We start from the raw sequence: 18973 nt of genomic DNA, 5'->3' as shown, positions 1-18973 counted from the left end.
GGGGCGGGGAGGGCCCCGCCCCGGTCTCAGGCCGCGGTGAGCACGAGTGCCGCGTTGTGCCCGCCGAAACCGAGGGAGGTGCTGACCGCCACGTCCAGATCCACCGTCCGGGCGCCGCCGGTGACCACGTCGACGTCGACCTCGGGGTCGAGTTCGCGCACGTTGGCCGTGGGCGGCACCGAGCCGTGGCGCAGCGCCAGGGCGGTGTAGGCGACCTCGATCGCCCCGGCGGCGGCCAGTGTGTGGCCGGTGACGCCCTTGGTGGAGGTCACCGCGGGGCGGGTGCCGAGCACCCGGCGCAGGGCCCGCGCCTCGACCAGGTCGTTCATCGGCGTCGACGTGCCATGGGCGTTGACGTGGCCCACGTCGCCCGGGGCGACCCCCGCGTCGGCCAGCGCCGCGCGCAGCGCCCGCTCCAGCCCCGCGCCGTCCGGATGGGGGGCGGTGGCGTGGTACGCGTCCGAGGAGGCGCCGAAGCCGGTGATCCGCGCGTACGTCCGCGCGCCCCGGGCCCGCGCGTCCCGCTCCCGCTCCAGGACGAGCACCGCGGACCCCTCGCCGGCCACGAAGCCGTCCCGGTCGGCGGCGAACGGGCGCGACGCCGCGCCCGGGTCGTCCCGGCGGCTTGAGAGCGCGCCCATCCGGGAGAGCCCGGTCAGGGTCGCCGGGCTGAGCGCCGACTCGGTGCCGCCGGCCAGGACGACGTCGCACAGACCGGCGGCGAGCCAGTCCCGGGCGATGCCGACGGCGGCGGCGCCGGAGGCGCACGCGGTGGCGGTCACCAGGCTCGGGCCGAGGACCTTCTGGTCCATGGCGACGTAACCGGCCACCATGTTGACCATCCCCATCGGGACCATCAGCGGTGACACGTCCTCGGGGGCGCCGTCGTAGAACGTGCGGTGCTGCTTCTCGAACGTCGCGGTGCCGCCCAGGGAGTTGCCGAGGACGACGCCGACCCGTGCCCCGTCCCAGGAGGCGGAGTCCAGGCCGGAGTCCGCGACGGCCTGCCGCGCCGCCACCAGCGCCAGCTGGACGAAGCGGTCCAGCTTCCACGCCGTGCGCCTGCCGAGCAGGGCGTCGGCGTCGAAGTCCGGGACGCGGCAGGAGAAGTCGACCTCGGCGCCGTCGAGCGCGGGGTCGGTGGCGGCCGCGGAGACTCCGGAGGTGACGCGCCGCCAGTTGTCCTCGACACCGGAGCCCGCGGGGGTGACCAGCCCCATGCCGGTGATCGACACGGTGCGGTCCTTGGCGGTGGCGCTCACACCCGCGGGCCCTTCGCCTCGATGACGGTCACCGCGTCGTCGATCGTGTGGGACGACTTCAGCTCGCCCTCCTGGAGCACGACGCCCATCTCCTTGCGGAGGATGAGACCGAGCTCGACGAGGATCAGCGAGTCGATGTCGAGCTCCTCGAAGACGGCGCCGGAGAGGATCTCCTCCTCCGGCAGGCCGAACTTCTCGCTCAGGATGGACACCACACGGTCCTTGATCTTCTGCGTCGCTATTGCCGTGGTCATGACTATTCCTTCCGAAGGGTAGGCGTGGGGTCGGGGACAAGGGCCAGATCCGGCCAGCACAGAGCGGCCGATCCCCAGGTCAGGCCGCCGCCGAAGCCGGTGAGGAGCACCCGGTGGCCAGGCCGGACGTCCCCGGCGGCCACCGCGTCGGCGAGGGCGAGCGGGATGGAACCCGCCACGGTGTTGCCGACCTTGTCGAGATTGACGACGATCTGCTCGTCGGCCAGGCCCAGTTGCTCGCCGACCGCGCGCAGGATGCGCACATTGGCCTGATGGGCCACCACCCGGTCGACCGCGGCGTCCCCGGTCCAGCCGATCCGGTCGGTCAGGTTCTGGGCGGACTTGCTCATGTTCAGCACCGCCTCGGTGAAGACAGCGCGGCCGGCCATCGAGAAGTACTGGTCGCCCTCGGGGGCCGGCTCCCCGGTGGAGCGCTGCCGCGAGCCGCCGGCGCGCACAGTGATCATGCCGGAGCCCGCGCCGTCGCTGCCGAGGTCGAAGCCCAGCAGGGCCCCCGGCTCGTCCGCGTCCCCGGTGCGCAGCACCACCGCGCCCGCCCCGTCGCCGAAGATGGCGCGGGTGGTGCGGTCCCCGGGGTCCAGGATCGTGGAGAAGGTGTCCGCGCCGATGACCAGCGCGCGCCGCGCCGTCCCGGCCGACAGCATCGAGGCCGCGACCGCGAGGGCGTAGACGAAGCCGGTGCACACGGCGCCCACGTCGAAGGCCGCCACGCCGCCCAGGCCCAGCCGCTCGGCCACGACGGGCGCCGTGGCCGGGCAGGGGTGGTCGGGGGTGCTGGTGGCGAGCACGACCAGGTCGATCCCGTCGGCTTCCTCACCGTCCCGGGCGGCCGCCGAGGCCAGCGCCCTGCGCCCGGCCTCGACCGCCAGGTCGGAGGTGGCGTCGCCCGGCTCGATCACATGCCGTCGCTCGATGCCCGTCCGGGTGCGGATCCACTCGTCCGAGGTGTCGAGCTGCTCTGCCAGCACGTCATTGGGCACGACCCTCGGCGGCACCCAGGCGCCGAGGCCGCACACCACGGCGGCCCGGCTCACGACGCCGCCTTTTCCGGGGTTTCGGGCTTTTCCGGCGCGGTCTTCTCCGCCTTCCTGGGTATCGCCTGCGGTGCCGGGGCGCCCGCTGCCGCGCTCGCGCCCATCTCGGTGACGGTCTCGGTGCCCACTCGCCCGGTGCGCGGCAGGGCCGAGAGCACCACACGGGCGCGCCGCAGGGCCATCCTCAGCTCCGCCGGGTCCAGACCGGTCAGGGCCGCGATGTGGCCGTCCGGGCGGACGAGCACGGCCCGGGGCTCCTTGCCCAGCAGCGGGGCGAAGCCGGGCCAGGCCGAGACGTCCTGGGCCGGAAAGCCGGCCGGGAGGGTCGCGATCAGCGCGTCGCGCTGCCGGACCCACGTCTCGTTCTGTCGCTCGCCGGCCCACAGCAGGACGGTCGGGCCCGCGGCGTCGACGGACGGCCAGCGGCCCCCGCCCGCCACCGGGCCGTCACCGGCCGAGCCGTGCCGGCTGAAGACCGGAAGCCGGTCGCCCGCCCGCACGGCACTGGTGAGCCCCGGCAGCGTCTGCCACAGCGACTCGGCGGGCCGGTAGGTGACATCGTGCTGCGCCATCAGCGGGGCACCGAACCGCTGGAGGACTCCCGTACGCTGCGCGGCCCGCACCAGGGTGTCCCGGACGGCGACCTCCCGGCGGCCCCGGAACAGCCCCCAGCTGGTCTGCTTGGCGGTGGTCAGGACCACCCGCTCGGCTGCCAGCCGGCGCTCGGAGTCGTAGGTGTCGAGGATTCCGGGCTCCAGGGTGCCCCGGATGACGCCCGCCAGCTTCCAGCCCAGGTTCACCGCGTCCTGGATGCCGGTGTTCATGCCCTGGGCGCCCGCCGCGCTGAAGATGTGGCCCGCGTCGCCGGCGAGGAAGACCCGGCCGTCGCGCAGGGTCTCGGCGACCCGCCGCCGCGCCCGGAAGATCGTCGTCCAGTCCAGTGGCCCGATCAGGCCGGGGCGCGGGGCCCGTTCGTCCATCACGCGCTGGAACAGCTCGCGCGGCGGCGCGTGATCCTCCGTCCAGCCCGGCACGCTCACCGCCAGCCGGAACCGGCCGTCGCCGAACGGTGCGAAGCCGAGCGCCCCGCCCCGCGTGTAGCAGTAGAGCAGCTCGTTGTCGTGCAGATCGCCGTCGATGGGTCCGTCGCCGATGGCGAAGAGTACGTCCTCACCGCTGCCGAGGAACTCGATGCCGGCGAAGCGGCGCACCGAACTGTGCGCGCCGTCCGCGCCGATGACCCAGTCGGCCTCGATCTGCTCGGTACGGCCGTCCGTCCACGCCACGTCGACCACGGGCCGCCGGCCGGAGTTGTCGAGCCCGGTCACCGTGCCCTGCTCGACCTTCCCGCCGAGCGTGATCAGCCGGTCGCGGACCACGTCCTCCGTGCGGTGCTGGGGGATGACCAGGCCGAAGGGGTAGGGGGTGTCCTTGAGCCGGCTCATCTCGATCGAGCCGAGCGGCCGCTTCTGCGAGAAGTAGGTCACCGCGTCGAGCCGGTTGCCCGCCTCGGCGAGCGGCTCCGCCGCCCCGATCCGGCCGAGCAACTCCAGGCTGCGCGGCCACACCACGATGGCGCGGGAGTGCAGCGAGGAGCCCGGCGGGGTGCCGTCGACGACCCGCACCGGCACACCCTGGCCGAGGAGTTCGCACGCGAGGACCAGACCCACCGGCCCGCCGCCCACGATCAGCACCGGCCGTTCCCCACCGGAGTGCTCACGCAGGGGAATCGTCATCATCACGCCTTTCCGTTTGCCGTTCTATTGCCGTTCTATTGCCGGATCGCCGAATGGACCCGGGACCAAGCTGAGGAGGGGGCTGGGGCACGGCTCAGGGGCGGTGCACCACGACACCGCTCCAGGTGAACCCGGCGCCCGCGCTGAGCACGACGGCGTGCTCGCCGGACCGCAGCCCCCACGGGCCGTCGCCGGCCAGCGCCGCGAGGTTCGAGAAGAGGTCGCCCGCGCCCAGATGACCGGTGCCCGCGCCCAGGTCGACGACCGGGGCCGAGGTGACCGCCGCCACCGCCGGCCCGTAGATGTCACGCGCCGTCGCCCGCCCGAGACGGGGCAGCAGCACCGCGCGCGGGGCCGGGTCGTCCGGTCCGAGGCCCGCCTCGGCCAGCGCGGCCGCGACCACGCGGGTCGTCGTCTCCCGCAGCCGGCCGACGAACGGCTCCCGGCCCGTGCCCGTCAGGAACGCCTTCTTGGTGCGCCGCACATCGACCGTGGTACCGGCCGACAGGGGCGCCTCCTGGAAACGGGACACATCGCGGTGGACGACCTCCAGATCCGGCGCGGCCTCGGTGACCAGGGCGTCCAGGACGAGCGTGGCTCCCGCCGGTCCCTCGCGGCGCTCCAGCACCGCGGCCGTCGCCCCGTCCCCGTACCAGACCCCGTAGTCACCGCGCCAGCGGTCGAACCCGGGGCCGCAGAACCGGTCGCCCGTCGTCACCAGCACCGGGCCGTGGTCCGGCATCGCCACCAGCCGGGTCAGCGCGGTCTCCAGGGCCGCCGCGCCGCCGTTGCACATCTGCTGGATGCCGACGGGGACACTGCCGGTCGCGCCGGTCCGGTCGGCCACGTAGTGCGCCGGGGACCAGAAGTCGTGCCCCTGGTAGTACGTCCACGCGTGCAGCACGGCCCGCACCGACGCCGGTGCCACACCGGCCCGCTCCAGCGCCTCCCGGCCGGCCAGCACCGCCATCTCGGGGGCCGACCGCTGCCCGGACACGGGAAGCTCGTCATAGCCGATCGCTTCGCTCTCGTCCTGGGTGACCAGGCCGTCGGCGAGCGCCTCCACCGCCTTGACGGTGGTAGCCGGCAGCCATTCGGAAGGAGTGAGGAGGACTCCCCGGGGTGCCCTCACACCATCACCTCCTGCATGGCGGCCGCGTAGGCGCGGGACGTCGTCGTGTGCATCCGTCCGGTGGCGATGACCGCGCCGTCCTGCTCGAACTCCACATGGAACGTCCACAGTTCCGGCAGCGATGCGCCGAGCTCGTCCACATGGGCGTACGGCTCGGTCCTGCGGACGTGCACGGTCGTGGGGGAGTCCAGCTCCGCGTAGCGCGTGAAGGAGAAGTCGAAACCGGCGACCGTGGTGCGCGGCGTCGAGGCGCCGTGCGACTCGGAGGCGGTGAACAGGCACAGTTGCCGGGCCGCCTCCATCAGCACCATGCCCGGCACGTGGTCCTGCGCGTGGTCGAACATGCTGCGGTTGTCCACGGGCACCCGGAGCGACGCGGAGGCCCCGTCGGGGCCGGTACGCACGTCGCCGAGCACCACGTTGGCCGGATTGACGCGGCCCACGAGGGACGGCGCCAGCCGCGAACCCGCCCGGGGGAGGTCCGTGAACGGAGTGAGCGGCCTGCCCCGGCCCCGCTCGCGCACCATGGCGTACACCTCGCCGGGTATGTACCCGACGTCGATGCGCACCGTGCCCAGACGGTGCCGGGAGAGCTCCATCTCCGCCTCGTACGTCAGCCGACGGATATCACCGGCCGCCCCGCGGCGGTTGCTCGTGCGCATCCGTATCGCGAGCTCGCCCGGCCGGTCGGTGACGGGCGCGGTCAGCAGCCCCGGCAGGGACATCGACCACGAACGCAGCAGGAACTTGCTGTCCCGGGGCACACCGAAGAACGCGTGGCCCCCGTACGTCTCCGCCTGCCGGCAGCACTCCAGCAGGAGCAGCGGATCCGGCACGCCGAGCCGGGAGCACCCCTCCGTGTAATAGGTGTGCGACGGCGGCAGTTGAGCGGCCGCGAGATACGCGGACTCGCTCACCCGGCGGGCGTCCGTCAGGAACACCTCGGACAGGGCCCAGCGGTGCAGCAAGGACCGGTCGACGGTCCGGTTGAATTCGAGGGTTTCCGTTCCGGACAGACCGCTTCGAGGGACCTTGGATTCCATGAACACCTCCAGAACCTCCGCTATCGCGTTTCCCGCGTACAAATCTCCGGTCACCTCTCTGGCCATCTCGGTGGTGCGCGTAATGAGAGTCTCCCGACGTCGGCACACGCCCCGCTCAAGGCGTTCGGCGGAACCGGGCCGCGAGCCCGGCGCGAGAACCAGGATTCAGCGCCCCGGCCAATATTCAACTCAAGTCCCGCACCAGTGGCCCGGCGATGACCGGCGCTTGTCCCCCGCTTGAGCCGCTGGTGCCGACACTCGATCCGGCACCCGATTCACCGGAGGCATGGAACAGACCGGAGGAAAAACACCGATGGCCACTACACGCGACACGCACGGCATTGGTGCGACGCCGTTCGCCGCCCTCTTCCCGGGGCAGGGGGTACAGCGGCAGGGCATGGGCGCCCGCTGGCGCGGCACGCCGTCGTGGTCCCTGGTCGACACGGTCTCCGAGGCGTCGGGACACGACGTCGCCGAACTCCTCCTGGAAGCCGGCACGGAGGCCCTGGCCCGCACCGATCTCGCCCAGATCAGCGTCTTCACGGCGTCGTTGCTGTCCTGGACGGAGTTCCGGGACGCCCACCCGGAGGCCCGCGTCACCGCCTTCGCCGGGCACAGCCTGGGGGAGTACACGGCCCTGGTGGCGGCCGGGGCCCTCACCGCCGCCGACGGCGCCCATCTGGTCGGGGCGCGCGGCCGCGCGATGGCCGACGCCGCGCGCCACCGGCCCGGAGCCATGGCCGCCGTCATGGGCGCGGACCCCGCGGACGTCGAGGAACTCACCGACCGGGTACGCCGCGACGGCGCGGACCTGTGGGTCGCCAACCTCAACTCCCCGCAGCAGACGGTGATCGCGGGCGCCCCGGACGCGGTCGAGGCCGCCGGGGCGCGGGCCCTCGCGAACGGCTGGCGCTACAACGTCCTGCCGGTGTCCGCCGCCTGCCACACCGCCTACATGGCACCCGCGAGCCAGGCGCTAGCCGCAGCACTGAACGAGGTCACGTTCCGGCCCGCCCACGCGCCGGTGATCTCCAACGTGGACGCCCGCCCGCACACCGACGGCCACGGCTGGCCGGCGCTCTGCGCACGCCAGCTCGTCTCCCCGGTGCGCTGGAACGACACGCTCCACGCGCTGGTGACCGACCTGGGCAGCGCCCGGCTCACCGACTTCGGCCCGGGCCGCACCCTGGCGGACCTGGCCCGCCGCGCCCTCCCGGACGTCCCGGCGGAACCGGTGGGGGGTCGGCGGACGGTTGTCCACGAATAAAGGAGTGGCGGGTACTCGAGCGAGTACCCGCCACTCCTTGTCGTGCCGTGTTCAGGACCGGGTCAGCCCCGATCCGACCACCAGGCCGGTGACACATCGATGTACAGCACGTCCCCCACCCGCTTCTCCATGGGGTCGTCCGGATCGATGTCGCCGTTTCCATAGGGATCCGGATCGGCGACGACGAAGATCCTCGCGCCGGACCCGGACACCCGGTACCTGTGGAAGTCGTCCGTCACCGACGCGTCGTCGTCCGGCTCGACCGAATGCCCCATATCCGTGATCAGGGCACGCAGGTCGTCGAATCCGACTCGATGAGTGAATTCACCGTACGCCTCCTTCAGGGCCGGAGGTACGACGCCCGCGCCGCGGATCAGGCTCCGCATCCGCACCTTGATGCCGGTGCACGACCAGATGCCCTCGTCCTCCTGGAACGACAACTGCACAAGTCCGTAGTCCCGGCCGATGAGGCCCGCCGACGTGTTGTCGGCGTAATCGGGCCCCAGTTTTTCCTCCCATACGGCAGGCCGGGACCCGATTCCCGCCCCCAGTACGTCACCACAAGTGGCGACGTGGGCGTAGAACGCCAAATCGGACATCTCGATCTTCTCCCATGCCCCGATTACGGAATGTTCTCCAGTGCGTCGATCAGGTCCTGAATTTCCTTCGACCGGTCGTTCTCGAACTTCCACTCCGGCTTACGGCCCTCCTTCATCGCCTTGGCGCTGTACTCGAACTTCTCCTTGGCGGACCGTGCGACTCTCAGCATGTCCGCACGGCGCTTCGGATTCGTCCTGAGTTCCTCGAGGGCGGCGTCGATCTGCTTCTGCGAAGGCTCGCCGATCGAACCCTTTCGGCGCCAGGGCAGGCCCATGATGCCACCCTTGCCGTCCGCGCGGATCAGCACCTCCGTCTCGTCCGCCATATTGACGTGAGCGCCCTTGTGGACCCAGTCACCGTCGACCTGGGCCACGTGATCGATCTCGAGGCACTTCTTCTTCTTGGCGTTGTGGACGAGGATCGCCGTGGTGCCGGCACCGACGTAGTAGGTGTGGACGCCGTCGACGGTGAGGTTGTAGACCTTGCGCGTCTCGGTCCACGCCCGGGTGCCGACGACCTCGTTCAGCCCGCCGTCGGGGGTGCGGAGCCGGTCGCCCGCCTTGAGGTCCGCCGCCGTGAGCCAGCGGTGCTGGTTGTCCACCCAGAACGGGTGGTTGCCGGTGGCGGTGACCTTGCCGGTGGCGTCGCCCGACGCACCGTCGGTGTCAACCGTGACCTCGACGAGGTTCTTCTGACCCTGGCCGATGATCACGTTGGTGACCATGCGTCCCTCGGTCCTGCCGGTCTGGGGGTCGGTGGCCAGGACGTCCTGACCCGTCCGGACGTTCTCGATCGGCTTGCGGGTGCCGTCCGCCATCAGGACCGGGGTCCGCGGCGTGAAGCTGTTGTCGGGGAGTTCCTCGGCCGCTTCGATGAGGCATTCCGCATGCACCTTGCGGAGGGCATCGAGGACGCCCTTCCCCTTGTCGATGAGCTTCTTCGCCGTGGCCGACTCCTCCAGGAGCTTGCCGATGTTGGCCAGACGCTTGATGGCCTTGGCGATCTCCGGGAACTTCTCGATGGCTCGGAGAGCCTTGCCCCAGGGGAGGTTGTTCACCAGCGCCCAGAAGCACGCCTCGACGTTGCCGTCGCTGATGCACTTCTTGATGTTGTTGATGTCGAAGTAGTCCGCGAGGAGACCACCACCGATCTCCACCAGGAGGTCCGCGAAGTCCTTGCCCGCGAGCTTCCGGGCCTTCTCATATTCCTCGCGGGAGATGCCGCTCTTCTCGAGGACCTCCAGCTCGTCGTCGGTCAGCTGAGGACTGTCGCTCTTGTCCGCGTTGGCGGCTTCCTCACGCGCCTTGCGCTCTTGCTCGCGTGCTTCCGCCTCGGCCTTCTTGGCGGCCTCGTCGGCCTGCTTGGCGTAGCCGAGGGCGTTGTTGGCCGCTTCCTTCGCCGACGCGGCGTGCTTCTCGGCGGATTCGGCGAGCTTGCCTGCGGCGTCGGCGTCCTTGCGGGCCTGTTCGGCCGCGCCCTGGGCGGTGGCGGCCTCGCTTTCGGCGAGGTCGGCGGCGCTTGAGGCGGCTGCGGCGTGCTGTTCGGCTTCGGCGGCGGCGCCGCGGGCGCGGGCGGCTTCGGCTTCGGCGTCATTGGCGGCCTGGCGGGCGGCGGCGGCGTCGGCGTAGGCCTGGTTGGCTGCTTCGCGGGCTGCCTTGGCGTCGGCCTGGGCCTGGGCGTCGGCCTGGTTGGCGCGGGCTGCCGCGGCACGGGCCTTGGCGCCGTCGACGGCGGCGTCGGCGGCGGAGCGCATGGCGGCGGCCATGGAGCGCGTGGCGTTCGCGGAGGAACGGGCGGCGTCGGCCGCGGCCTTGAAGGCCGGGGCGACCTGGGCGTTCGCACGCTTGGCGGCGGCTTCCGCGTCCTCGGCTGCCTTGACGGCCTCGTTCGCCTTGGCCTGGGCGGAGGCGACCTGCTCCTCGCCCAGCTCCTGGGCGGCGGTGGCGACCTCGGTGGCGAAGTCCGCGTCGATGTCCTTGCCCGCGAACGGGGCGGTCAGCTCGATCGCGGTGTTCGCCGGGTCGGCGATACCGGCAGCGGAAGCCTTGGCGGCGCTGGACGCTTGGACGGCGACGCCGGCTTGGAGGCGGGCCATGGCGGCCTCGCGGGTGGCACCTTCGGCCTCGTCCTTGGTGCGGTTGGCGGCCTGCAGCGCGTTCTTCGCCTCGATCGCCGCGAGACCGGCCAGACGGGCGGCCTCGTGCGCGGCCACACCGGCGCGGGCCTCCTGCGCGGTCGCCTCGGCGGCCTTGACGTTGGCACGCGTCGCCGCCGCGTGGGTCGCGGCGGCCTCGGCCTCGGCACGATTCGCAGCCGCGTTCGCCGCGGCAGCAGCCGCCTCGGCCTTGTTCGCGGCGGCGTTCGCATTCGCGGCATGCGCGGTCGCCTCAGCAGCAGCGGCACGGGCACGCGCGGCCGCACCAGCGGCCTCCGTCGCGGCGGAACGAGCACGGACAGCGGCACCACTGGCCGTGTCGGCGGCACCCTGCGCCTGATCGGCCGCGGCACTGGCGGTGTCGGCGTCCGACCGGGCGGCGACAGCGGCTGCCTGCGACTCTACGGAGTACGAGGTGCCCTTGGCCGCAGCGGCCATCGACGCGGTGGCCTGGGCCCTGGCCTCCTCGGCCTGGTGCTTCTGCCGGGCCGCGTACGCCTTGTCCCGGGCCTCGCGGGCCTGGGTCTCCATGCCGCGGGCGTTGTCGTCCGCCTTGGCGGCGATGCCGTCCTGCTTCTCGGCATCCGCACGTGCCGACGCCGCCGTAGCGGCAGCGGCCTGGGCCTCCGCCCGTGCTGCCGACGCCGTACGGGCCTCGGCCTCCGCACGTGCCCGTGCCGCGGCGGCAACGTCGCGCTCGTGCTCGGCACGCGCACGCGCCGCCGCGGCGAGGTCGCGCTCGCGTTCGGCGATCGCCCGCTGCTCAGCGGCGATCTTCGCCTGGCGCTCCGCCTCCTGGCGGGCCTCACGCGTCTTCTTCGCGTGCTCCCACGCCTCGGCCTCGGCCTTCTCCGCCGCGATCCGCGCCGTCCGCGCACGCGAAGCAGCGTCAGCGGCGATCTTGGCCTGCTTGTCGGCCGCCTCGGCGAGCTTCGCCGCGGTGGCGGCGTGCTGCTCGGCGTTCGCGCGCCACATCTTGGCCTGCTGCTCGTGCAGCTCCGCCTGGTTCTTGGCGTTCAGGCCCTTCGCGTCGGCCTCGGTGGCGTCCACCGCGTGCTGCGCGGTCTCGCTCGCCTTGACCGCCGCGTCAGCAGCCGCCGCGATACCGGAAGCGACCTCCGACCACTGCGTGCCGTACGTCAGACCGGTCTCGACCAGCACATCGGCCTGGACCTTCGCCTGCGCCGCGGCGACCTGCGCCTGCTTCGCGGCCATCCCGGCGAACTCGACCTGACGGGCGACATCGGCCTTGACGTTGTCGTACGACGAGAGCGTCTTGCCGGCACGGTCGGCCGACAGCATCCGGTCCGCCTGCCGCGCCGAACCCGCCGCCAGCGACATCGCGTTCGAGGCGTTCTTCAACGCCTTGACGGCGTCGCCATGGGCGGCGATCAGCTTGGTGCGGGCCTCGGCCGCGCGCGCCGCCTTCTCGGCCAGCTCGCGCAGCTTGTCCGCCGCCTCCTGGGCCTCCTTCTGCGCCTTTTCGATGGCGGCGCGGGCGTCGGCGTCCTTCTGGGCCGCGACCAGGTAGCCCTTCTCCAGGAACTCCGCGATCTTCGCGTCGTCCTTGGTGTCCAGAGCGGCCTGGGCGGCCTTCTTCACCTCCGGGCCACCGGAGGCCGCGAGCATCTCGACGCGCTTGCGGTTCTCCTCCGCCTGCTTCGCCGCGTTCTGCTTGTCCTTCTCGTCCCGCTGCTTGGCGATCGCCCCGCCGAAGGCGAGGAAGTCGGCGCGGTCCTTCGCGGTCGCCTTCGGACCCAGGACGCGCTCGACCTCGGCGTTGAAGTTCCGGCCGCCCGTGCCGCGCAGCTTTTCGATCTCGGCACGGTTCTTGACGTCCGCGCCGTCCTTCTTGTCCTTCGCGCGCTGGCGGGCCTCGGCCTCACCGTGCTCCAGGAACTCCCGGATCGCGTTCGGGTCCGAGCTCTCCAGAGCCTTCTTCGCGGCCTCCTGGACCTCCGGCTCCGGATCGAACTCCGCGAAATCCTCCACCAGCTGCCGGTCGCGATCGGCGGAGAGCTTGTCCAGCTCGGTCCGCGGCGCCGGCACCGCACCCGCCGCCGGCTTCGGCAGCGCCGCGGCCAGCTTGTCCAAAGCGGCCATGGCCTTGGTCGGTGAGACCGCGGCACTCTGGGCGCGCGCCGCCGTGGTGGCCGCGGTGGCCTCCCCCGTCGTGCCGCCCAGGACCGCCACCACCACAGCCGCGGAGACGGCCTTTCTCACCACGCCGGCCACGTCACCACGCAGCCGTCCTCCGGCTCTTGGCCGGAATCTACCCATCACGGGAAGAACCCCCAACGAAATGAAATGGAAAATGCCCCTGAACCCGCGTACGCGGGCAGGGCAGAGCGGACCCGGTCACGACGACCGGGTCCGGATGACCGCCGAAAGCACAGCGGTCAGGGAAGTTCGGCCGACAGGTCAGGCCGGCCGAAGTACGTGAAAAACGTCAGCCCTTGACGCGGTTCTCGCCGTCCCGGGCCTTGTCGAACATGTCCTGCCAGAACCTGGACGTCTCCAGCGCGTTGGCCTGCTCCTGGGACCAGGTCTTCTGGGTGGCGTCGGCCGACCGGCCGATGTTCTTCCAGAGCTCGTCCGAGGACTCCTGGGCGGCCTTCACGATGTTCTTCCAGTTGTCCGCCTGCGCCGCCGCCGTCTCCTGCTCGGCCAGCCACGCCTTGCGCGCCGCCTCGGAGTGATCGGCCACGGCCTTCCAGGCGCGCTCGGCCTCGGCACGGGCCATCGCCGCGTCCGCCGAGCCCTTCACGGCCTTCTCCGCCGCGTCGGCGTCCTTGATCAGACGGGCCAGGGTGGCACGCCGGATCGTTTCCGCATCCGTGATCCGCGTCGCGAAGGCCTCGAAGTCCAAGGTCGCGCCGGTCGACCAGCCGTAGCCGAAGAACTCCGCCACGTCCGCGTCCGTGGCGCCCGGGCGCAGCGCCCACTGGGCCGCCACCCGCACCTGCTCGCCCGGGTCGTGTTCGGCGACCGACGACACGAAGTCACGGTCCTTTGCCGCGACTTCCAGCTTGTGCCGGGTGTCGGCCTCCCGGGTGGCCCGGTCGCGCTTCTGCGCCTCGGCGTACCCGGTCTTCACGAACGCCGCCTGGTCGGCGGCCGTGCCCTTCAGCGCGCGCTCGGCCGCCGCCCGCGTCTCGGGGGAGAACTCCGCCGTGTGCGTACGCACCACCCGCTCGCAGAAGGCCCTGTTACGGGCCCGGACGTCCCGCGCCCGCTGCCTGGCGGCGTCGAAGCCGCCGCCGGGTGCCAGCCACTCCGCGATCGCCTCGTCCCCCCGGGTGCTGCGCAGGGCGTTCCACGCCGAGGTCCGCACGTCGGCCGACGGGTTCGTCTTCGCCACCTTGAGCACGTAGTCACGCGCCGCCCGGTCCGCCGCGGCCTGCGCGAGCGCTGCCTCGTCGGCCGACTGGTCGGCCGGGGCCGCCACCACGGCAGGGGCGTCGGCCCACGCCGGTGCCACGCCTGCCGCGGCGACCCCACCGGTCAGCATGCCGACGGCCAGCGCCTGCGCGATCCACCACTGACGACTCACTCTTCCCCCTCAAGAACGTGTAGCTAAGAACGTGCAGCTCATTGCAGTCGTCCATACGGAGAGGGACAGCGCCCTGGTCAAGACGCTGTCCCTCCGCGCGGTCCATCTGCCGCGCACGCGCGGCATCGACCGCGAGGTCACTTGACCGGTGTGATCTTCCACAGCTGGGCGTCGCTCTGGTTGCAGTACCACTGCTGGGCCTTCACGTTGTTCTCCTTGTTGGCCCCGGGGATGTCCAGGCAACGGTCCTGGACGTGCTGGGGGCGCAGCTGGAAGAGCTTCTTGTCGTGGTCGACGAGGATGGCCTGCCAGCGGGTGTTCGCGCCGCCGTGGCAGGTCCACTGCTGGGCGGCGTCGCCGGCCTTGGTGCCGCTGTTCTCCACCTCGAGGCACTTGCCGCTGGGTACGGACCGCAGCTCGTAGGTGGAGTCGGCGGCGGGGACCATGCGCCACTGCTGGGCGGTGGTGCCGTTGCAGGTGTACTGCTGTGCCTTGACGCCGTTGTCCTTGGCCCCGTTGTTGATTTCGAGGCACTTGCCGCTGGCCGCGACCTGGAGGGTGACGACCGTCTGGGGCGCGTTCGCGCGTTCGTCGGCGGCGCGCGCCGCGTCGGCGGCCGCACGTGCGGCGTCGGCGGCCGCGCGTGCGGCGGCCTCCGCCGCGCGCTGGGCGGCGGTGGCGCTGTCGTCCCCGTCCGCGTACGCGGTGCCGGCGCCGCCGGTCAGGAGGATGAGGCCGGCACCGATGGCCAGCGCGGCTCGGATGGTCCGTGCCATGGTGGGATCCGTTTCTTCTCGAAGGAATCGAAGGATGCGGGTGCCGCTCAGGCGGACTTGGCGGGCAGGAGCTTCCAGCGCTGGCCGGCGGTGCTGTTGCAGTACCACAGCATGATGTTCGCGCCGTCCTCGACGTTGCCGCCCTGGACGTCCAGGCAGCGGTTCAGGGCGTGGGCGGGGCGCAGCTCGTACGTCTCCTTGGCCACGTCGACCATGACCATCCGCCATTGCTGGTGGGGAAGCTGGGCGCACCACCACTGCTGGACGTTCGCGCGGATGTCGGTGCCGCCGTTGTCCACCTCAAGGCACTTGCCGCTGTGCTTGGGGCGCAGTTCGAAGGTGGCGTTGCCGGTGGGAATCACGTCGAAGAGCTGGTTGTCCAGGCCGTCGGCGCACGTGGCCTGCGTGGCCTCGGCGCCGTTGCGGAGGCTGCCCTTCGCGATGGTGAGGCACTTGCCGCTGTGCTCGGCCTGGAGCTGTACGGCCGTCGGCGCGCCGGCGCGCGCGGCGGTCTCGTCCGCGGAGGCGTTGCCCGCGCTGCCGGCCAGCGCGGCGACACTTGCGCCGATGGCGATCGTGGCCCGGGTGATCCGAGACATGGGGGATTCCGTTCTTCTCAGGAGTGGGCTCGGTACCGAGCGGGGTCAGCGGGCGAGCGGGGCGGAGATCTTCCAGGTGGCGTCCTGGGCGAAGTCCTTCTCGGCGTCGTAGCGGTTCTTGCCGCTCTTGTCGGCCGTGTAGAGGTCGCCCCAGAACTGCCGCAGCCAACGCCCCGGCTGACCCGCGGACTCGAAGGACATGCCGGAGCCGGCGAGGCCCTTGCGGGCGCACCAGGTGGCGTCCTTGCGGAAGTCGGTGCTGCTGTCGTCCGCGGACATCCGCACCCGCCGGTCCTTCTGCGCCAGGTAGTAGCCGGGCTTGCGGGCGGACTCGAAGGAGTAGCAGCCGGGCTGGTTGGCCAGCGCGGGGACGATCACCCAGGTGGCGTCCTCGCGGTCGGTCTGCTTGCCCTTGGCGTCGACGGGAGCGATGAAGGCCTCGCCGCCGTCCACGTCGGACTGACGGATGTGGAAGCCGGTCAGCTTGGCGTTGACGGTCTGGAAGGACTGCCGCTTCGCGCGGTACTGGCTGTCCTCCTTGAGGAACCGGGCGACGTCCTCGTCGGTGCCGGCCAGCGCCTTCTTCGCGACGGCGACCAGGTTCGGATTCATCCCGGTCTTCTCGGCCGCGGCCTGGATCTGGAGCGCCTGCCTGCGGCCGGCCTCCGCGATCTTCTTGCGGCGGGCCTCGTCGTCGCGCTTGTACGCTTCCTCGGCGCCGGTGTGGATGAACTGCTTCCAGTCCGCGGGGCTGGAGCTGAGCACGGCCTTCTGGCCCGCGGCGTAGAGCTCGGTGCCCTGGTCGCCGGACGCGGCGCGCAGCAGTTCTCGGATGAAGTTGTCGTCGCCGAGGGCGAGCACGGCCTCGGACGGCGTGATGCCGAACAGGGCGGCCGCGTTCTTGCGCGCGGCCAGCTCCTTGCGGCGCTCGGCCTCCTCGCGGTTCTTCTGCTCGAGCTCCTTGAGCTCGTTGGCCACATCGCGCTGGTGGGCCTCGCGGGCGCCGTTGGCGATGAACTTCGCCCAGGCGCCGGCGTCGCCCGCCAGGGCCTTGGCCGCCGCGTCACGGACCTCCGGCCCGGAGGCCTCGTGCTTCAGCACGGCGCGGATGAAATTGTCGTCGCTGAGGCCCAGCAGGTCGGGGCTGTTCGGGATGCCCACCGCGATCAGCGCCTGGGACTTGGCGTCACGGGCCGCGCGGTCGGCGTCGGCCTTGTCCTTCTCCCGCTGCTTGTCGAGCTTGTACGCCTCGTGGATGCCGGTGGTGATGAACCGCACGCGGTCCTCGGCGGATTCGCCGACCATGGCGTCCTCGGCGGCCAGGCGCACGTTCTGGAGCGTCTCCCCGGCGTCCCGCGCCTTCTGCCACAGCGCGTGGACGAAGTCGTCGTCGCTGAGGAGGAGGACGTCCGGCGTCGGGTCCAGACGGACCACGGCCGCGGCGTCGACGCGCTGCGTGTCGGTGGTGCCGATACCCACGGCCGCGGCGACCGCGCCGGCGGGCGCGGCAACGGCGATGCCCGGCGCGGCCGCACCGGCGACGGCGGCCAGCGCGGTGGTCGCCACGATCCCCCGTTTGACGATGTTCCGTGTGCGCGCAGAGCTGGTCTGACTCTTGTGCATTTTGTTGTAACCCCCAGTAGCGCCTCGTTCGAGTGGCCCGGGCGAACGGGCGAACGAAAGCGTTGTCTGGGCGCAGTGTTGAAGATCCCCGAATAAGAGTCAAACCGGCCATGTACTGGTATGATCCGGACGCGATTGGCCTGCCCTTGGGGGCAATTTGGGGGAATAGGGGCTTGACTTTGCGTTGGGTTATATGTTTGCGCGCCTTGCGGCACCCGGGGGCCCTGGCCCGTCTCGGAGCCGGTCGCACTTCTTGAAGACGAAGTACGGGCTGACGTGGACCTTCCCCGTCAGCGGGATCGCGAACGGGTAGCCGAACGCCCAGCGGAGCTCCGGCTTTACGTGGAGTGCAGGATTTCGCCCGCGCCCAATCGGCGCTGATGCCACGGCCGTTGCACCTTCGAGGGTGTCGCCGTCCGGATCGCCCGACGCGTCCTCGCGCTGGCCGCGGCGATCCGGCACAACCGGCAAGACCGGCGCACCGGCCATGCGATCCCCGATCGCCCACGACCACTGATCACATCCGAATGACTCATCCAAGGGCGGGTCGCTCCGGGTACGCGGCGACCCGGGCTATGGGGTGGTGTCGGCCAGGAGGTCGAGCAGGCCGCGGATGGCGGGCTCGTTCCGGTGGCTGAGAAAGCGTTGCCGGTACTTGTGGGCGAGACCGGGAGGCAGGGTCCCGGTAAGTGCGACGGCGCGGTGGGTGCTGTGGGTGGCGGCGTCGAGTTCGCCGATGGCCAGCTGCGAGTCCACCGCGTGCAGGAGCCGTCTCGCGGTGCAGGGGGAGACAGAGGGCGTGGGAGACGAAGGGGTGGAGCTGAACAGGGTGGCGAAGCAGGGCAATGCCTTTCCGGGCCGCCCCAGGAAGCACCAGGCGTGACCGCGGACCACGTCCAGGTACGCCTCGTTGATGGCGATGCCGGACAGGTCGTCCACAGGTTTCCGGTCGGTGTCGTCGGCGTCCAGCACGCGGACCGCGTGGTCCAGCGCCCGGGAGCTGGCGGTTTCGTCCTTCAGGCGGGCGAAGGCGAGAGCTTCCCTGATGTGCAGCGAGGCCGCGAAGTGTGCTGTGGGGCGCTGGGCGACCGCCCGTGCGGCGTGGACCAGATGCAACGTGTCCTGAGGGCTGCCGGCGATGAGGTGTCCGACGGCGAGCTGGGACATGGAAGCGGCGACGTGCCGCCGCGCGCCGGCGGCCGTGGCGGTGCGGATCGCGGCGAGGGTGTAGCGCTCCGCTCTGGCTTCCTCTCCGAGGGAGCTGCTGAGCCATGCGCACATCGGGGACACCATCAGCCCTGTCGTGCCGGCATCTCCGCGGGGAGAAACGGTATGAGCGCCGACCCTCTCGGCACCCGGCCTGGCACAGCGGGGAGCGCCGTCTCATCGCCCTACGACGACCTCCCTCTTCTCGCCGCATCGTTTCAGCAGCCGGACGCCACCCCCGACAGGCTGCGCCGGCAGATCGAGTTCGCCATCGAGGCCGACCGGCTCAAGAACGTATTCCGGCAAAGCCCATTGCTGGCCGCACAACGCAAAGAGAACGACGCCGAACACTCCTGGCATCTGGCACTGATGACTCTGGTGCTCGCCGAATACGCGGACGAGCCCGTCGACGTGGGCAAGGTCCTTGCCCTGGTCGTCATCCACGACCTTGTGGAGATCTACGCGGGGGACACCTTCGTTTACGATTCCGCAGCCGCTGTGGACCAGGAGTCGAGGGAACAACAGGCAGCAGAGAGGCTCTTCGCCCTCTTGCCTCCCGACCAGAGCAACCGATTCCGGAGTCTGTGGGACGAGTTCGAGGCACGGGACACCCCCGAGGCCCGTTTCGCCAAGGCCATGGACAGGCTTCAGCCCCTGCTGCTCAATTACGGCAACCGCGGTGGGACATGGCGTACTCCTGGAGTCACCGAAG

14 protein-coding genes and 1 pseudogene are annotated in these 18973 nt (G+C 71.5%); 2 read left to right on the top strand and 13 right to left on the bottom strand.

The annotated features are described in order from the left end of the window. Positions 1-26: 26 nt before the first annotated feature. The 6 genes from AB0E98_RS05040 to AB0E98_RS05015 all read right to left on the bottom strand — a co-directional run bounded on the left by AB0E98_RS05040 (position 27) and on the right by AB0E98_RS05015 (position 6482). Positions 27-1262, bottom strand: a complete 1236-nt coding sequence (locus AB0E98_RS05040; protein WP_361698696.1) for a beta-ketoacyl-[acyl-carrier-protein] synthase family protein — start codon at positions 1260-1262, stop codon at positions 27-29. Beyond that, on the bottom strand, positions 1259-1516 hold the full coding sequence (locus AB0E98_RS05035) for a phosphopantetheine-binding protein (protein ID WP_361698694.1): 258 nt from the start codon (positions 1514-1516) through the stop codon (positions 1259-1261). Before AB0E98_RS05035 ends, AB0E98_RS05040 begins: the two co-directional genes overlap by 4 nt. Positions 1517-1518: 2 nt before the next feature. Then, the gene (locus tag AB0E98_RS05030) at positions 1519-2571 is read right to left on the bottom strand and encodes a beta-ketoacyl-ACP synthase III (protein WP_361698692.1); all 1053 of its coding nucleotides are present in this window, start codon (positions 2569-2571) and stop codon (positions 1519-1521) included. Beyond that, positions 2568-4307, bottom strand: a complete 1740-nt coding sequence (locus AB0E98_RS05025) for an FAD-dependent monooxygenase (protein WP_361698690.1) — start codon at positions 4305-4307, stop codon at positions 2568-2570. The genes AB0E98_RS05030 and AB0E98_RS05025 overlap by 4 nt, the downstream gene beginning before the upstream one ends. Positions 4308-4401: 94 nt before the next feature. Next, positions 4402-5439: a ketoacyl-ACP synthase III family protein gene (locus tag AB0E98_RS05020; protein ID WP_361698688.1), complete on the bottom strand. Its 1038-nt coding sequence runs from the start codon at positions 5437-5439 to the stop codon at positions 4402-4404. After that, on the bottom strand, positions 5436-6482 hold the full coding sequence (locus AB0E98_RS05015; RefSeq protein ID WP_361698686.1) for an AfsA-related hotdog domain-containing protein: 1047 nt from the start codon (positions 6480-6482) through the stop codon (positions 5436-5438). The genes AB0E98_RS05020 and AB0E98_RS05015 overlap by 4 nt, the downstream gene beginning before the upstream one ends. Positions 6483-6795: 313 nt before the next feature. Between AB0E98_RS05015 and AB0E98_RS05010 the strand changes: the two genes are divergently transcribed. Next, positions 6796-7749 (top strand): ACP S-malonyltransferase, encoded by a 954-nt coding sequence (locus tag AB0E98_RS05010; RefSeq protein ID WP_361698684.1) that lies wholly within the window; start codon positions 6796-6798, stop codon positions 7747-7749. A gap of 62 nt (positions 7750-7811) precedes the next feature. Here AB0E98_RS05010 and AB0E98_RS05005 read toward each other — a convergent pair whose 3' ends face one another. The 7 genes from AB0E98_RS05005 to AB0E98_RS04975 all read right to left on the bottom strand — a co-directional run bounded on the left by AB0E98_RS05005 (position 7812) and on the right by AB0E98_RS04975 (position 18336). After that, positions 7812-8348, bottom strand: coding sequence for a hypothetical protein (locus AB0E98_RS05005; protein ID WP_361699348.1), 537 nt, complete (start codon positions 8346-8348; stop codon positions 7812-7814). Between the two features lie 23 nt (positions 8349-8371). Then, positions 8372-12730, bottom strand: a complete 4359-nt coding sequence (locus tag AB0E98_RS05000; RefSeq protein ID WP_361698682.1) for a polymorphic toxin-type HINT domain-containing protein — start codon at positions 12728-12730, stop codon at positions 8372-8374. A gap of 223 nt (positions 12731-12953) precedes the next feature. Beyond that, complete coding sequence (locus tag AB0E98_RS04995; RefSeq protein ID WP_361698680.1) at positions 12954-14057, bottom strand: hypothetical protein; 1104 nt, start codon at positions 14055-14057, stop codon at positions 12954-12956. A gap of 137 nt (positions 14058-14194) precedes the next feature. Then, entirely contained in the window at positions 14195-14833 is a 639-nt protein-coding gene (locus AB0E98_RS04990) for an RICIN domain-containing protein (protein WP_361698678.1), read from the bottom strand. 47 nt (positions 14834-14880) lie between these two features. After that, positions 14881-15432, bottom strand: coding sequence for an RICIN domain-containing protein (locus AB0E98_RS04985; protein WP_361698676.1), 552 nt, complete (start codon positions 15430-15432; stop codon positions 14881-14883). A 45-nt stretch (positions 15433-15477) separates the two neighbouring features. Beyond that, positions 15478-16998 carry an AbfB domain-containing protein gene (locus AB0E98_RS04980; protein ID WP_361698674.1) on the bottom strand — a complete coding sequence of 507 codons (1521 nt, stop codon included), beginning with the start codon at positions 16996-16998 and terminating at the stop codon, positions 15478-15480. Positions 16999-17628: 630 nt separating this feature from the next. After that, positions 17629-18336, bottom strand: coding sequence for a hypothetical protein (locus tag AB0E98_RS04975; protein ID WP_361698672.1), 708 nt, complete (start codon positions 18334-18336; stop codon positions 17629-17631). 51 nt (positions 18337-18387) lie between these two features. Here AB0E98_RS04975 and AB0E98_RS04970 point away from each other — a divergent pair. After that, positions 18388-18966, top strand: a pseudogene (locus AB0E98_RS04970) (HD domain-containing protein); the annotation flags it as partial. Positions 18967-18973: the final 7 nt, after the last annotated feature.

It is taken from the genome of Streptomyces sp. NPDC037389, assembly GCF_040636475.1.
Taxonomy (GTDB): domain Bacteria; phylum Actinomycetota; class Actinomycetes; order Streptomycetales; family Streptomycetaceae; genus Streptomyces; species Streptomyces hesseae.
This window is presented reverse-complemented; position numbering and strand designations above follow the sequence as displayed.

Excerpts from the sequence above, each read along its gene's own strand:
- AB0E98_RS04990 (WP_361698678.1), bottom strand. The coding sequence starts at position 14,833 with ATGGCACGGACCATCCGAGCCGCGCTGGCCATCGGTGCCGGCCTCATC.
- AB0E98_RS04975 (WP_361698672.1), bottom strand. The coding sequence starts at position 18,336 with ATGTGCGCATGGCTCAGCAGCTCCCTCGGAGAGGAAGCCAGAGCGGAG.
- AB0E98_RS05025 (WP_361698690.1), bottom strand. The coding sequence starts at position 4,307 with ATGACGATTCCCCTGCGTGAGCACTCCGGTGGGGAACGGCCGGTGCTG.
- AB0E98_RS05005 (WP_361699348.1), bottom strand. The coding sequence starts at position 8,348 with ATGTCCGATTTGGCGTTCTACGCCCACGTCGCCACTTGTGGTGACGTA.
- AB0E98_RS05035 (WP_361698694.1), bottom strand. The coding sequence starts at position 1,516 with ATGACCACGGCAATAGCGACGCAGAAGATCAAGGACCGTGTGGTGTCC.
- AB0E98_RS05015 (WP_361698686.1), bottom strand. The coding sequence starts at position 6,482 with ATGGAATCCAAGGTCCCTCGAAGCGGTCTGTCCGGAACGGAAACCCTC.
- AB0E98_RS04985 (WP_361698676.1), bottom strand. The coding sequence starts at position 15,432 with ATGTCTCGGATCACCCGGGCCACGATCGCCATCGGCGCAAGTGTCGCC.
- AB0E98_RS05010 (WP_361698684.1), top strand. The coding sequence starts at position 6,796 with ATGGCCACTACACGCGACACGCACGGCATTGGTGCGACGCCGTTCGCC.